Raw genomic sequence first — 13988 nt, 5'->3', positions numbered from 1 at the left:
CAAACGCCGTAGTTTATGCCGCGAAATTTAGGGCGCCCGAGCGGACGCCGCGAAATTTACGAACGCCCGCGCCGCAAAAGCACTGCGCGGACGCCGCTAGCAAAATTTAGATTTTTCTATAAGGCGCCTGACCTACTTCGTAGAAGTTGTTGCCCTCGCTATCGATCGCTACGATAGCAGGGAAATCCTCGACGGTAAGTCGCGCGACCGCCTCAGGTCCTAGCTCTGGATAGGCCAGCACTTCGTACTTTTTGATACTTTGGCTGATTAGCGCGCCCGCTCCGCCGATAGCGACCATATAGACGCAGCCAGATTTTTTCATCGCTTCGACGACGGCGTCGCTGCGGTAGCCCTTGCCGATCATGCCGTTGATGCCTACTTCGTTTATCATCGTAGGAGTGTATTTATCCATGCGTCCGCTAGTCGTAGGTCCCGCAGCACCGATTGCCTGACCCGGTTTGGCAGGAGTCGGCCCCAGATAATATATCGTCTCGCCCGCTAAGTTTACGGGTAGCTTCTCGCCGCGAGCGAGGGTTTCGGTTAGAGCCTTGTGCGCTGCGTCGCGGGCTGCGATGATGGTGCCACTGATTAGGACGTTATCGCCCGCCTTTAGGCTTTTTACTACGCTTTTATCGAAAGGTGCGGTAATTCTTTTAACTTCTGACATGATTTCCTCCTTATAGTTCAGCGTCGGCATGGCGAGCCGCGTGGCAGTTGATATTAACGGCGACCGGAAGCCCTGCTATGTGGGTCGGATACCACTCTACATTGACCTTAACGGCGGTATTTATGCCGCCCAAACCCTGCGGACCGACGCCCGTAGCGCGCGCCATCTCCAGTAGCTCATCCTCTAGCTTGGCGTAGCGCTCGTCGGGATTTCTGCTGTCGATTGAGCGAACCGCGGCTTGCTTGGCTAAAAGCGCCGCCTTATCCATCGTGCCGCCGATACCGACGCCTACGACCATAGGAGGGCAAGCGTTAGGACCAGCGTATTTAACCGCCTCTAAAAATACCTTTTTTACCCCCTCGATGCCGTCTGCGGGAACGAGCATTTTTAGTACAGATTTGTTTTCGCTACCGAAGCCCTTCGGGGCTACTTTGATCTTAAGCTTGTCGCCTGGGACGATGCGGGTATTGATGACCGCAGGGGTATTGTTTGTGGTGTTTTTGCGCTCAAAAAGCGGCTCTGCGACCACGGATTTGCGTAGATAGCCGCCTACGTAGCCGTCCGCAACGCCTGCATTGATAGCATCCTCCAAATATCCGCCCTCGATATGCACATCCTGACCGAGTTCGACAAAAACCACCGTCATACCGGTATCTTGGCAGATCGGCGCGACCTCTTTCGCCGCCAAATCGGCATTTTGTAAGAGCTTGCCTAAGATATCCTTGCCGATAGGCGAAGTCTCGTTCTCGCGCGCTTTCTCAAATGCCGCGCGCATATCTGGCGTGACGTGATAACAGGCTTTTTTGCAAAGCTCGCTGACTACTTTGGTAATTTCAGCCGCTTGGATCGTTTTCATGATCTCTCCTTGTATTGAAATTTTAATGGATTATATTCCGTTAAACTAAAAACTTAGTTTAAAATTTTATCTTCATTTAATAAATTTTAACAAAAGGCTAGAAAATAAGCGGTTTTTAATCTTTTTATAATAAAATACCGCTTTCCGAATTATCAAATACTAAAAATTTTGCGAAGAAATTTTAAAATCAAGGAAACCTATGAAAAAGAAAACTCTTGTGCTGCTCGTGGGCGCTTGTGTGCTTATAGGAATGATACTTTCTCTTGGGATTGCGGAGATGGTTCACCTTACGGGCACCGATAAATTCTGCGTATCCTGTCATACGATGCAGCCGATGGCAAACGCATTTCACAACGATGTTCACGGCGGCAATAACCCGCAAGGCTTCAAGGCCGATTGCGTCGCCTGTCACGTTTCTCATGAAAATACCTTTATGTATCTTTGGACTAAAGCTCTAACCTCCGCAAATGATGTCTATAAGACGGTCTTTACCGATGCCGATAAGATCGACTGGCAAGAAAAACGCAAGGAGCGAAATCATTTCGTTTATGAAAGCGGCTGTCTAAGCTGCCATCGAAATTTAAAAGAGCAGAATAATCAAGTAAATAAAGCTTGGCTCGCGCATAGGGATTATTTCGCGGGCACTACCGGCAAAACCTGCGTGCAGTGCCACGAAAACGTCGGTCACAAAAATATGGGTATAGAGATCACCAAATATTGGGATAAATACAACCGAGAAAATAACAAAACCAAATAAAGGAGAAGCAATGCTAAAAAAAGTCGCTATTTTAATAGCCTGTATCGCATCGTTTGCATTCGCAGAAATGCCCGCGCAGCATGCGAATATGTCCGCGTCGGACGCGAACGTAAGCAATTCTGTAAACGTTAGTCTTACGAAGAATTTAAAGGTAAATAGGCAGCTTACGCCGCTAGCTAGACGCTGCGTCGAGTGCCATGCCGAAAAAACTCCCGGCGTCGTTGCGGATTGGAAGATGAGCCGCCACGCTCACGTAGGCGTTAGCTGTACCGACTGCCACTCGCAGCCAGCAGATAGCCCTATGGCAGCTAAAGAGCCGCATCCGAAAGACACAGACAATCATATCTCGGTGCTAGTTAGCCCAAAAACCTGTGCTAAATGCCACAGTAACGAGGTTAAAGAGTTTGAAAACAGCGGTCACGCAAGAGGCGCTATGCAGATGCAAGCCAACAAAGGAATAGTTGATCTAATGTATCACTACGAAGGACGTGATATCCCTGATCTTAAACACGCGCCTGATATTACCGGCTGCTCTCAATGCCACGGCGGCGTCGTTAAAATGGACGAGCATAACAAACCTACCAAAGAGACCTGGCCTATATATGGCATCGGTACGGTTTATCCGGACGGTGGTGTAGGCGGATGCAAATCGTGCCACTCGGGTCATAAATTTTCGATCGCCGAAGCTCGTAAGCCTGCCGCTTGCGCATCTTGCCACTTAGGACCTGATCATCCGGATATCGAAATTTACAATAACTCGATGCACGGACACGTATTTAACGCCGAAGGCAATGAATGGAAATTTGACAGCGCTCCTGGTACTTGGGCGGTTCCTGATTACCGCGCTCCTACATGTGCAACCTGCCATATGAGCGGCGGTGTGGGCGATCTAAACTCCACTCACAACGTATCTCAACGCTTGAAGTGGAATTTGTGGCAGCCTAAGAGCAATCTACGAACCGGCGGTAATGAGACCGCGGTAAGCGAGTTTTTAAATACCGGCAAACTAAATGTCGGCAATCCTTTGGCGGGTAACTTAAACGGTCCTGAGGCAGCGCGTGCCGAGATGAAGCAAGTCTGCAAAGAGTGCCACGCAAGCACCCACACGAATAATTTCTTTGAGGTGGGCGATAAGCAGGTACTTCTATATAACGTTTACAACGACGAAGCGACTAAGATGCTAAAAGAGCTTAAGGAAAAGAAACTTCTAAAAGACGATCCTTGGGCGGATGCGTTCCAGCGAATCTACTATGTTTCATGGCACCACGAGGGTCGCAGAATGCGTCAAGGCGCGCTAATGGGCGGACCTGATTATTCGCATTGGCACGGCGTATTCGAGGTCAAAAATGACATCAGAGAGATGCGCGAAATCTACGAGCGCCGCATCAAAACCGGCAAGATCGAGGAATAATCCTTCTTAGTCTGCTAAATTTTGCCGGACTAAACAGATCAAGCTTGTAAGCCCCTGCACTTCGCAGGGGCTTTTTTGTTTGTATAAAATTTTGGAATTTTATTTTGTAATCCGCGCAAAGCCCATCGAAAATCGCCCTAAAAGCCACTACAAAATCACTATCTGATTATTTAAGATTATTGAGAATTTATGACGGAAGTAGCTGATAAATTAGAGTAAATTTATCTCTTTGCAATCCAAAATTAGCTACAATCGCGCATATCATTTAAAAGGAATTTTATGGACAAGCAAACGGCATTAGACTTTTTGAGACTTCATCAGCCGATGCCTGCGCAGCTTTCGGATCAGCTCGCGGCAGAGTTTCGCGCGGTGCGGGAGTTCTTGCGTGATAATCCCTGCGACGAGGCGCTTGAGCCGCTTTTGCGCTCGCTAAACGAGGGCGACGGCGCAGGTGAATATCCGCTCGTGGACGAGGTATTGGGCGCGGCGGACGATGCTGCTGCGGTAGCTGCGATTAGAGCGGTCTTGGAGGATCCGAGCACTGGCAGCGGAGCGCGATTTTGGGCGACGCTTTTTAGCGTGAGCTTCGTCCGTAAGGAGCTCATCGCAAGTCTGGAGACATCGCTTAAATACGCAAACGATGATTTGATCGAGCTTACGAAGGAACAGATCGAAATGTTTAAGCAGCTGGCGTAAAGCTAGCTGCGTAACTTATGGTTGCGCCTTGCTCACCAGATTGCGCCGCTACAAAGCAAATCCAAATTTATGAAAATTGGTCTAATTGCAAGCTGCTTTTAAATTTTAAAATTTTGCGGTCGCTTAAAATTTCTAGAGACGGCGATTATGAAAGAGACGCGCTTTGTTTTCTACGCGCTGTGGCAGGCGCCCTGTGCGAGGGTTGCTATCGGCAAAGATATAGCGTCGCCGCTAAGTGCGAGCGGCGCAGGCACCGCGAGATATGTATCTAGGAGGATAGAAATTTCACGGCGTCGTTTGAAGTAAAATTTTAAATCTGCGGGCTTGTGATAGAATTTAAGTCGTAATAGTGAAGCAGAATTTAATATGCGGCGAGTTCGCCGCTGAAATTTTAAGCTTGCGTCGCGCAGTGGTGAGATTTCGCTCAGTGCGATCCGTACGAAATTTTAAGCCGTAAAGATAAAGCGGAATTTCTCATGCGTGATTTTTTTGAGACGAAATTTTAAGTAATGAGTTTTAGGTGGAATTCTGAGGCGCGAGTTAGATTATAAACTAGCACCGTCGGTAGAAGATGCCACGTCTTTTTTTGCTCTGAGAACTCCTACCGCACGGCAAAGAATTTTGCGCCATTTTGCACTGCAGCTACGGATCTCGGCTATGCAGCGAGTAAGGCTGTGATACGCTATGCGACTAAGGATACTGCACTATTTCGCAAGCGATCTTGTAGCGAGATTAGGCTATGAGCCTTGACGCACGACATAGAAATTTGCATGGTGTGATCCGTGCAGGATTAGATGGCGCAGATTTTGCGCCCCTTATCTGCACCACTAAAAATTCTACTGAGCGGAGTTGTGATCTAGAAATTTTGCAGCGGCACAAAATTGCCTGGCGCGGATTTTGAGCTTGCGCGAAATTTTACACCGCTAGCATTCAAGAAGCGTAAAATTTTAAATTGCATGCCGCTTTAAAATTTTAAACTTATAAAATTTGAGCCGCGCTTACTTTTAAATCCTAATTATGCGCCGTGCTTGGCGATGAAATTTTAAAATTTTATTGCGCCAAGAGTAGCTCGATCAATCGGCGGGCGCAGCTAAAAACAAGATAGATAAAATGCATCAGCGCGTGAAATGAGGCTAAATTTAAATTGCTGGCTAAATTTTAAAGCGCGATTTAGACCGCTTGCGGGCGCTCGATCTTGGCTCTAAAATAGTTAAATTTAGTGCCGGCGCCCGCAAGACGCTTCGGCTACCTGATTTTTGCGGTGCCGAAGCAAAGTCCGTTTTTGTCGCACTGCATATTTTCGATTTGCGGATCCTCGCTTTCGCCACAAATTTGGATCATCTGATGCGACACCTCGTCCATTTTGGGCTCGCTGCAATGCGAAACGCCTGGCTTTGGCTGCTCAGGATTGGAGCAGCCGCATACAAACAGCGCCGCGCAGGCGAATAAAAGAGCATTTTTCATTTTAAATCCTTTTAAAAAATTTCGTAATTTTATCTTTGTAAAACTGAAATTTTGCGGAATTTAAAGCGTTTTGGCTAAATTTAATGCAGCTGCATCTGCAAATATAAATTTTCTAAATTTCGCGTTAGATACAAGGGGGGCGGCGTGCGAGGCGAGATTAAAATTTAATATTTGTGAGCGAGTTTTAAGACGCAGCTCAAATCGTTTTACGGAAAGATAAGATTAAAGGCGCACTAATCTTATCTATTGTTTTAAAATTTTTTACCGAAAGCCGCTAGAATTGCGCCCTTTAAACCAAAATAAGGAGAAAACATGGCAATGACGAATTACATGGAACTTTTGATGGCAAATCAGCCGTGGAATTTGATTTTATTTATGGCGGTGCCGATGGGCTTAGCAGAAGCGATAGTAGCGAGCGAATTTTTTAGCTTGTACCGCGCGCAGAAGGGCTCTTTGGCTCTAAAAATCAATAAATGCCTTAGCATCATTCTCGGCGCTTATTTTACGATATTAATCATTTACGTAGCGGTTAAAATTTTGCCCGTCATTCATTTGCGTGGTGCTGCGGACGCCTTAGCTTTGGCGGCATACGTAGCGGCGGCGCTGCCTGCGCTGGTGCTGCTACTTTTGGAACTCGGAGTTATCGCAAAAGGAGCGGAATTTAGAGCTAGGCTTAAATTTCATTTCTTGGCGCTGATTGTATTTTTGGTGCTAGGACACGTCGCGATGATTTTTGGAATGACCGATCCAGGTATGAGCGGCATGGAACATTCTATGATGGATCATGGCTCGATGAGTGGGATGAGCCACGATATGGGTTCGATGGAGGGGATGGATCATTCGCATATGAATCATGGCTCGATGGAGAACATGGATCACGGCGGCATGGATCACTCAAAGATGGAGCATTCACATTAACTTTTAGCATGCTCAGCTTGGGCTAAATTTTAAATTCTATTCCGCCGAGCTGCGGAGCTGAGATTTTATGTTTTAATTGCCTTTCGTCTACAAAATGCATATGTAAGCCCCTCTAAAATAGAATTTTACCGCCTTTCATATGCCGCCTGCGAGGCGGTAAAATTTAATATCAAGCTTATCACCCCGCCTTTTTACGTTCTTGTGATATTTTTATCCAACTTATGCAGGCGCAAAGCTCGCACATAGGTGGTTTGAGGTTTAGATTTGCGTGCAAACCGCTTTGGTATATTTTTTAACGTTAGTTTAATGCTAAATTTATATAATTTAAGCGAGTTATATTTTAAGAGACGATTAAGAGTAAAAAGTGCTAAGCTTGGAGGCGGATAGAGTATGCAAGATTGCGAATTATTAGACGTTTTATCCAATAAAAGGGTTCTTTGCCTAGAGGACGAGCCTGGGATTTTAAAAAATATAACCGAATCGCTACAGCTGTTTTTCGGCGAAGTAGTGGGGGTTAAGGACGGGCTGGAGGCGCTTGATGAGGCGATGAGCGGCTCGTATGACGCGCTGGTTTTTGATATCGGCGTGCCGCATATGGACGGGCTAGAGGTCGTTAAAAAGATTCGCGCTGCCGGCATCTCAGTGCCGATTGTGATACTTTCGAGCCACACCGAGCAGGAGTATCTGTGGCGGGCGGTGGAGCTTAAGATCACTAGGTATCTGCCTAAGCCGTACGACAAAAACGCCTTTATAAGGGCGCTGCAAGACGTCGCTGCGGAGCTGATAAATCACGCGCCAATATTTAGTATAAACGATGAGCTGAAGTATGATTTTGCCAAAAAGATCATCTACGTAAAAGACAGCGCCTGTCATCTTTCCAAAAGCGAGAGCAAGCTTTTGGAGTACTTCTTAGCGCGCAAAAATCAAACCGTAACCTACGAGCAGCTATTCGACTACATGTGGGAGTTCGAGCAGCCTAGTAAGGAGGCGATCAAGGCGATCGTCAAAGAGCTACGCCGCAAGATCGGCAAGGACGTGATCAAAAATTTATATGCGGTGGGGTATCTCTTTGAAGTATAAATTTAAATTTATCGTAGCGCTTTTCGTGCTGCTATATATCGTAATTACGGCTTTGGTTTTTAACTTCTACCGCGAGCTTGCGCTAAAAGACACGAGGCGCGAGGCGTTTTATATCCTAGATACGATGAATGCGGTGCGCGATTACGTCTCGACCGTGCAGCGCCCGCTAATAAACGAGCTTAAAGAAAAAAAGCTTCTAAGCGAGGATTTTTTCGATCCGAGGCTGATGTCCTCGACCTACATAACGCGCGAAATTTATAAAATTCAGCTCGCCAAAAATCACATTAACTACGACTACAAGCTCGTCGCTACCGAACCACTCAATCCCGAGCACGAAGGAAGCGAGTTTGAGAATGAAATTTTAGAGGGCTTTAAAGAAAACAGATATAAAGAATACTCCAGGATCGTCTATGATAAAGGTGGCGCCTCGTATCTTTTGAGCCTGCCGATAACAAACTCCCAGCCTTCGTGCACCGAATGCCACAGCATCAACGCAGCACCTAAAAAGATGCAAGAGCTCTACGGAGATGTGGGAAATTTCAAAGGCGGCCTAGGCGATACGATCGCGATGATAAGCTTTAAAATTCCGATAAAAAGCATTCTGCTATACCACACCAAAGAGTTTGTCGTTAGCGGCCTAAGCTTGCTTGTGGTGTTTTTGATCTGTATATTTTGTATCTATAAAATTCACAAAAAAAACGCGACTTTAAAGATGCAAACGCAGCTTTTACTGATAAATCAAAGCCGCCTCGCGCTCATGGGCGAGATGATCGGCAATATCTCGCACCAGTGGCGCCAGCCGCTATCGCAGATTAGCTCCACGCTTATAAATTTAGAGCTTTATAGCGAGCGGGGTAAGCTCTCAAAAGAGAGGCTCGAAGGCGGCATAAAAGACGCGGGCGAGCAGGTGAAATTTATGAGCGATACGATCGAAGATTTTAAAAATTTCTTCAATCCGAACATGCCGAAGAAAGAATTTAGCGTCAGCGAGGCGATCGAGCAGGCGCGTAAAATTTTAAACGCCTCGCTTAAAAAGCACGTAATCGACATAAGCGTGCGGATAGAAGAAAATTTTACGCTTTACGGCAACGTAAACGAGCTCATCCAGGTGCTAATAAACATCATAAACAACGCTAAGGAGGCGTTTTTGGACGTGCCTCTTAAACGACGCGAGATTAAAATTCGTTCGTTTTTAAAACAGGGCGAGCGAATAATCACGATCGAAAATAACGCAAGCTGCATAGACGAAGCGCGGCTAGATAAAATTTTTGAGCCGCACTTTACGACAAAACAGCAGGGCAGCGGGCTAGGGCTATACATGAGCAAGATGATAATCGAAAAAAACGGAGGAGGCATAAGCGCTGCGAATTCCGACGAGGGCGCGATATTTACGATTGCTTTTCGTTAAATTTAGACTTCATTAAATTTCTCCCTTTTTCACCCTTTTTTGTTGATATTATTTCGAGCGTAGAACTTTGCTAATTTAAAATTTCGATTTTCAAAGGAGGAGCCATGAAAAAATGGAATAAGATGCTACTAGGCGCGCTAGCCTGTATTAGCATTTTTGCCGCAGGAGCCTGTGCTGATGAAGGTATGGGGCATGAGATGGAAATGTCGCAAAAATCGCGCGACGTCATCGCAAATCCTAAGGGCACGTTGCAAAGCAGAGGCGTCATATCCTTGCAGGACTACGTCGTAGAAGAGCGAGAGATGTATGACTGGCTATTTAAAAATCACCCGATTTTTACCAAATACGGCGGTAAGACGGTCGGTAAGATGGATGTACACGACCGAGGTTTGGAGTGGCTTGCGGAAGGGCATGGATTTGACTTTTCAAAGGCTAGTAAAAGAGACGACGGCAAGGGCTATAGTTCTATGATGTATAGAATCCCTGCGGGCTCTTCGCTGCAATTTCCGAATAAATTCATAGGCCCTGAAAAATGCGGCGAGTGCCACCCTGCGCAGTATGAAACATGGAGCAGATCGCGCCACGCCACTACTATCCGCTTCCCGGGCGAGCACCCGGAGGTTAATAACAACCTAACCGATCCTGTATTTAGCCCGGATACGGCGTCGATCCTTCCAAAAGGTATTACCCCTGACGTAATTTATGCGACTGTGGGACATCTAAGGACAAAATTCGGCTACGTAGATGCATGGCTTCTACGCGGAACCTATCACGTAGAGGGCGGCTTGCTAAGAGATGGTACCGGTCAGATCGTAGCCGGCGGCAACCAATTTCAAAGGACTTGGGCGTTAAATTTAGATGACGAGACGGTTAAAAAGATCAAAAAGATCGTTCCGGAATTTCCAGGCACACTCGAAGAATACGGCGATAACGGCGGCTACGTAAGGGGTCTTGCGTCGTATGCGGCGAAATACAAAAAATCGATGTTTTTCCAAGCAAACAGCTCGTATTGCGAAGTCTGCCACCCATTCAAATTCGATTTTAAAACTAAAAAAGAATTCTATGCTGCTTTGGGTAACGCAAAAGAGCTTCAAAAGCACACTATCTCCAAAGGTATCACCTGCGAAGAGTGCCATGGAGCGGGCGGTCACCTTGACGGCGCTACAAATTTTAGAACCTCAAACTGCGAACGATGCCACCAAAGATTTAACTATAGCCCTGATTTAGCTCGTGCTAATCCGCTAAACAACGGAAATCCCGATCTATCTCTTAGCTCTAAATTTAAATCCATGGGACCAGGCTGTGGCTCTGAAGGCTCTCAATCATATTTTACCGCTCACTACGAGAAGGGTATGCGCTGCGTAACTTGCCACGATCCGCACGATAACACCGGACCGGTAGTTGGCGATAAAACCGTCAAGGGTGTAAATTACAACTCCGAGCAGGGCTATTTGAGCGCGTTTTATACAAAGCCTAAGATCACAAAAGAGTGCAAAGATTGCCACCAAGAGCAAGCCTACATCGCCGCAAGAGCCGATACGCATAAAGACAACACCTGCGCATCTTGTCACATGCCGTTTATGATGAGCTGCGAGAACTTCTACGCTATTCAGTTCCAAGACAACGCGGGATTTGATACTCAAAGAAGATCGCACATCTGGAAGATCGACATCGATCCTGCTAGAAAATCTCTAGTCGCAGGCGATGCCGCTAAAGGTCCAAGAGATGCGAAAGATTGGCACTTCCAAAGAAATAAAGATGGACGAAATTTCGTCGATCTTATGTGGTCGTGCGCACGAACATCTTGGGCGGATAAAGATATGCAAGATACCAAAGGCTGCCACAGCCCTGTCGTTTCCGAGCTAAAAGAGACGCTTCATTTCAAGAACCAAAAGCAGGTTTACGATGAGGTTATGGGCTGGCAAACTCCAATTAAGAGCGACTTCTCGCAAGTTAAGATCGGTATTCAAGGAATTTACTCTATCCTTGAGACTAAAAAGCTTAACTCCAGTGATAAAACTCGCGTCTATGAGCTAATCGAAAAAGCTCAAGACACCGTCGATCTTATCGAAAAAGACGGCTCATGGGGAATGCATGGCTTTAAATATACTAAGCAAAGGCTAGAAGCCGCTAAAGAGTATATCAAAGAGGCTCAAAGAATTCTAAATAATAATTTATAATTCTTTCGGGGTCGCGTAAGCTCGCGGCCCCGAAATTTAAAAGGCAAATGTATGCAAAAAAGACTAAAAATTTTCTTGCCTATTGTTTTGGCAAGCTGCGCGTTGGGCGCGAATTTAACTACGCAAGAACAAAAAGAATCTTATAGCATCGGAGCTTCTACCGGAAGCTATGTTTCAAACCAGCTGCATTCACAAGCCGCATTAGGCGTCAAGTACGACTTAGATGCGGTGATAGAGGGGTTTTTGGACGCTCTTAAAAAGCAGCAGAAGCTAAAAGATGAGGAAATTATTGCGCTTTTGAATCAAAGAGCCGATAAGCTAAATAAGATCGTAGAAACAAATTCCAAAGCGGAGCTTGATAAAAATTTAAAAGCGGGCAAGGAATTTATGGCGAAAAATGCCAAAAATCCGGACGTTAAAACCACGAAATCCGGTCTTCAATATGAAATTCTAAAGCTAGGCATGGGCGAAAAGCCAAAGCCTGAGAGCGTAGTAGTGATGAACTACAAGGCGTATTTGACGAACGGTAGCGTATTTGACGATACTTTCGCATCTAAAATTCCGGCGCATCTTTCTATGATAGGCTTAATCGACGGATTACGCGAGGGGTTGCTTTTGATGAATACAGGCTCGAAATATAAATTTACAATCCCTAGCAATTTAGCCTACGGCAACGTGGACGTAGATAGAATTCCTGCGGGTTCTGTGGTGATTTTTGAAGCAGAACTACTAAAAGTTTTAAAGCCCGGCGAGCTTGCCGATGCAGCCAAAAAGCTTAGCGAGAGCGAGGCTAAAAGCTTTCACGACGCGAATAAGACGAAATAGGCTTTGTCGGCATTTGATCGGAGGGGAATATGCAAAATAAAAGAAGAAAATTTATAAAATCGTTCGCCTTGGGCTCGTTCGGACTGGGCGCACTCGGCTATTCAAATTTACTCGCGCAAAACGATCCGAGCACGGATAAAAGTGCGCAAGATGTAAACGCAAGTGCTAAAAAGCAAGAGCCGAAAAAGCTGCACTACGGCATGATATTCGATCAAAATAAATGCGTCGGCTGTACCGACTGCGAGATCGCTTGCAGGAAGGTAAATTCGGTTCCGAAAGGTCAGATGAGGCTTTTTATCCAGGATAAAACCGATCCGCTAAATTTGAAAGAAAAGCGCTATGTTAGAGTATCTTGTCAGCAGTGCGAGGACGCGCCGTGCGTAAAAGTTTGCCCGACTAAAGCCTGCCACAAGGACGAAAAAACCGGCATCACGACGATGAACACCGATGATTGCATCGCCTGTAAATACTGCATCGTCGCCTGTCCTTACGATGTGCGCTTTATAAATCACGAAACAAGAGCCGCAGAGAGCTGCAACTTCTGCTTGGATACGAATTTAAAGGACGGTCACGAGCCTGCCTGCATCGAGGCGTGCAGATACGAGGCGATCGTATTCGGCGATCTAAACGACGAAGGCTCGCACATCAGCAAGCTACTTCGCGTAAAAGACAGCCTGCGAATGCATCCTGAGTGCGGCACGAAGCCGAGCCTGCGCTATATTCCTGCGGTAAAACTAGGGGTGTGATATGAACGGAGCTATAAATTTCACTGCGACCTTCTCGCACGGCGTGGAGTGGGGCTGGCCGATTGCGGTTTATCTTTTGCTAGCGGGTATGAGCGGCGGCGCGTTAGTAGTCGCGATCCTCGTCAAATTTTATAAAAAACAGACCGAAAGCACGCCGCTATTTAAGGCTGCGTCGCTGCTATCTTTCGTAGCGATCTTGCTCGGTATGGTCTGCCTGGTAGCCGACCTTGAGCGACCGCTTCTTTTTTGGAAAATTTTGATTAATTACAACTTCACCTCGGTTATGTCCGTGGGCGTGGCGGCGCTTTGCGTCTATATCCCGCTTAGCTTCGTAGCCTGCCTTTATGCGTTTGAAGCTGATCTTAGCGGATTTTTATCGCGCAGACTTACTTTTTTAAAAGGGCTTTTCACGCTCGTAATGAAAATTTTAAACGCGCTTCGCCCGCTGCTTCTTGCGCTTACGCTTGTTTTTGCGGTCGCGATCTGCGCCTATACGGGCTTTTTGATCTCGGTTTTAGTTAGATTTCCTATCCTTAATACAGCCGTTTTACCTGCGCTTTTCGTGGCGTCTGGCTTATCGGCGGGCATTGCGGGCTCAAGCCTGATAGCCGCGCTTTTCTTTAAAGCAGACCCGCACGGAGGCGATCTTAAAATTTTACACGCGGTCGAGTGGCCGGTTTTGGCGATGGAAATTTTACTAATCGGCATGATTTTTGTCTCGCTAGTAACGGGCAGCGACGTGCAAAAAGCCGCCAGCATCGCCTTTAACGAGGGATTTTATGCGAAGATGTTTTGGCTAGGCGTCGTGGGCGTAGGCTTTTGCGTACCGCTCGTTTTAAATTTCGCACTGGGCAAAAAGATCGCCCACACCGCATTTGCGTTCTACGTTAGCGCGCTTGCCAGCGTCATGGGCGTGCTGCTTCTTAGGATGTTTATACTATACGCGGGACAAACTTACGATATAATAATGTAAAACTGCG

14 protein-coding genes are annotated in these 13988 nt (G+C 46.5%); 11 read left to right on the top strand and 3 right to left on the bottom strand.

All coding sequences use genetic code 11. The features are described 5' to 3' along the window. Positions 1-106 precede the first annotated feature (106 nt). Positions 107-667, bottom strand: a complete 561-nt coding sequence (locus QZ176_RS00240) for a Fe-S-containing hydro-lyase (protein ID WP_040303892.1) — start codon at positions 665-667, stop codon at positions 107-109. 10 nt (positions 668-677) lie between these two features. Next, positions 678-1523: a fumarate hydratase gene (locus QZ176_RS00235; protein WP_177389397.1), complete on the bottom strand. Its 846-nt coding sequence runs from the start codon at positions 1521-1523 to the stop codon at positions 678-680. 199 nt (positions 1524-1722) lie between these two features. Between QZ176_RS00235 and QZ176_RS00230 the strand changes: the two genes are divergently transcribed. The 4 genes from QZ176_RS00230 (at position 1723) to QZ176_RS00215 (ending at position 4693) form a co-directional block, all read left to right on the top strand. Next, positions 1723-2280 (top strand): NapC/NirT family cytochrome c, encoded by a 558-nt coding sequence (locus tag QZ176_RS00230; RefSeq protein WP_291940163.1) that lies wholly within the window; start codon positions 1723-1725, stop codon positions 2278-2280. 10 nt (positions 2281-2290) lie between these two features. Beyond that, positions 2291-3691 (top strand): multiheme c-type cytochrome, encoded by a 1401-nt coding sequence (locus QZ176_RS00225; RefSeq protein WP_295150109.1) that lies wholly within the window; start codon positions 2291-2293, stop codon positions 3689-3691. Between the two features lie 279 nt (positions 3692-3970). Then, positions 3971-4387, top strand: coding sequence for a hypothetical protein (locus QZ176_RS00220; RefSeq protein WP_295150107.1), 417 nt, complete (start codon positions 3971-3973; stop codon positions 4385-4387). 147 nt (positions 4388-4534) lie between these two features. Further along, positions 4535-4693: a hypothetical protein gene (locus QZ176_RS00215; RefSeq protein ID WP_295150105.1), complete on the top strand. Its 159-nt coding sequence runs from the start codon at positions 4535-4537 to the stop codon at positions 4691-4693. Positions 4694-5632: 939 nt separating this feature from the next. On the opposite strand, the gene QZ176_RS00210 is transcribed toward QZ176_RS00215, so the two are convergent. After that, positions 5633-5851: a hypothetical protein gene (locus QZ176_RS00210; RefSeq protein ID WP_295150102.1), complete on the bottom strand. Its 219-nt coding sequence runs from the start codon at positions 5849-5851 to the stop codon at positions 5633-5635. 312 nt (positions 5852-6163) lie between these two features. Between QZ176_RS00210 and QZ176_RS00205 the strand changes: the two genes are divergently transcribed. From QZ176_RS00205 to nrfD, 7 genes are all read left to right on the top strand, one after another. Further along, positions 6164-6769: a DUF6803 family protein gene (locus tag QZ176_RS00205; protein ID WP_295150100.1), complete on the top strand. Its 606-nt coding sequence runs from the start codon at positions 6164-6166 to the stop codon at positions 6767-6769. A 390-nt stretch (positions 6770-7159) separates the two neighbouring features. After that, positions 7160-7849, top strand: a complete 690-nt coding sequence (locus QZ176_RS00200) for a response regulator transcription factor (protein ID WP_295150097.1) — start codon at positions 7160-7162, stop codon at positions 7847-7849. Beyond that, positions 7839-9257, top strand: coding sequence for a DUF3365 domain-containing protein (locus tag QZ176_RS00195; RefSeq protein ID WP_295150573.1), 1419 nt, complete (start codon positions 7839-7841; stop codon positions 9255-9257). The genes QZ176_RS00200 and QZ176_RS00195 overlap by 11 nt, the downstream gene beginning before the upstream one ends. Before the next feature lie 104 nt (positions 9258-9361). Further along, positions 9362-11437: a cytochrome C gene (locus tag QZ176_RS00190; protein ID WP_291940175.1), complete on the top strand. Its 2076-nt coding sequence runs from the start codon at positions 9362-9364 to the stop codon at positions 11435-11437. Between the two features lie 51 nt (positions 11438-11488). After that, complete coding sequence (locus QZ176_RS00185; protein ID WP_005870892.1) at positions 11489-12262, top strand: FKBP-type peptidyl-prolyl cis-trans isomerase N-terminal domain-containing protein; 774 nt, start codon at positions 11489-11491, stop codon at positions 12260-12262. 29 nt (positions 12263-12291) lie between these two features. Continuing rightward, positions 12292-13008 (top strand): 4Fe-4S dicluster domain-containing protein, encoded by a 717-nt coding sequence (locus tag QZ176_RS00180; RefSeq protein ID WP_295150093.1) that lies wholly within the window; start codon positions 12292-12294, stop codon positions 13006-13008. A gap of 1 nt (position 13009) precedes the next feature. Further along, the gene (nrfD, locus tag QZ176_RS00175; RefSeq protein WP_295150090.1) at positions 13010-13981 is read left to right on the top strand and encodes an NrfD/PsrC family molybdoenzyme membrane anchor subunit; all 972 of its coding nucleotides are present in this window, start codon (positions 13010-13012) and stop codon (positions 13979-13981) included. Positions 13982-13988: the final 7 nt, after the last annotated feature.

The organism is uncultured Campylobacter sp. (assembly GCF_905373215.1).
Taxonomy (GTDB): domain Bacteria; phylum Campylobacterota; class Campylobacteria; order Campylobacterales; family Campylobacteraceae; genus Campylobacter_B.
Note: the sequence above shows the minus strand (reverse complement) of the source record. Positions and strands in the feature narration are given on the sequence as shown.

Coding starts and splice junctions, on each gene's coding strand:
- QZ176_RS00240 (WP_040303892.1), bottom strand. CDS start 667: ATGTCAGAAGTTAAAAGAATTACCGCACCTTTCGATAAAAGCGTAGTA.
- QZ176_RS00235 (WP_177389397.1), bottom strand. CDS start 1,523: ATGAAAACGATCCAAGCGGCTGAAATTACCAAAGTAGTCAGCGAGCTT.
- QZ176_RS00230 (WP_291940163.1), top strand. CDS start 1,723: ATGAAAAAGAAAACTCTTGTGCTGCTCGTGGGCGCTTGTGTGCTTATA.
- QZ176_RS00225 (WP_295150109.1), top strand. CDS start 2,291: ATGCTAAAAAAAGTCGCTATTTTAATAGCCTGTATCGCATCGTTTGCA.
- QZ176_RS00220 (WP_295150107.1), top strand. CDS start 3,971: ATGGACAAGCAAACGGCATTAGACTTTTTGAGACTTCATCAGCCGATG.
- QZ176_RS00215 (WP_295150105.1), top strand. CDS start 4,535: ATGAAAGAGACGCGCTTTGTTTTCTACGCGCTGTGGCAGGCGCCCTGT.
- QZ176_RS00210 (WP_295150102.1), bottom strand. CDS start 5,851: ATGAAAAATGCTCTTTTATTCGCCTGCGCGGCGCTGTTTGTATGCGGC.
- QZ176_RS00205 (WP_295150100.1), top strand. CDS start 6,164: ATGGCAATGACGAATTACATGGAACTTTTGATGGCAAATCAGCCGTGG.
- QZ176_RS00200 (WP_295150097.1), top strand. CDS start 7,160: ATGCAAGATTGCGAATTATTAGACGTTTTATCCAATAAAAGGGTTCTT.
- QZ176_RS00190 (WP_291940175.1), top strand. CDS start 9,362: ATGAAAAAATGGAATAAGATGCTACTAGGCGCGCTAGCCTGTATTAGC.
- QZ176_RS00185 (WP_005870892.1), top strand. CDS start 11,489: ATGCAAAAAAGACTAAAAATTTTCTTGCCTATTGTTTTGGCAAGCTGC.
- QZ176_RS00180 (WP_295150093.1), top strand. CDS start 12,292: ATGCAAAATAAAAGAAGAAAATTTATAAAATCGTTCGCCTTGGGCTCG.
- nrfD (WP_295150090.1), top strand. CDS start 13,010: ATGAACGGAGCTATAAATTTCACTGCGACCTTCTCGCACGGCGTGGAG.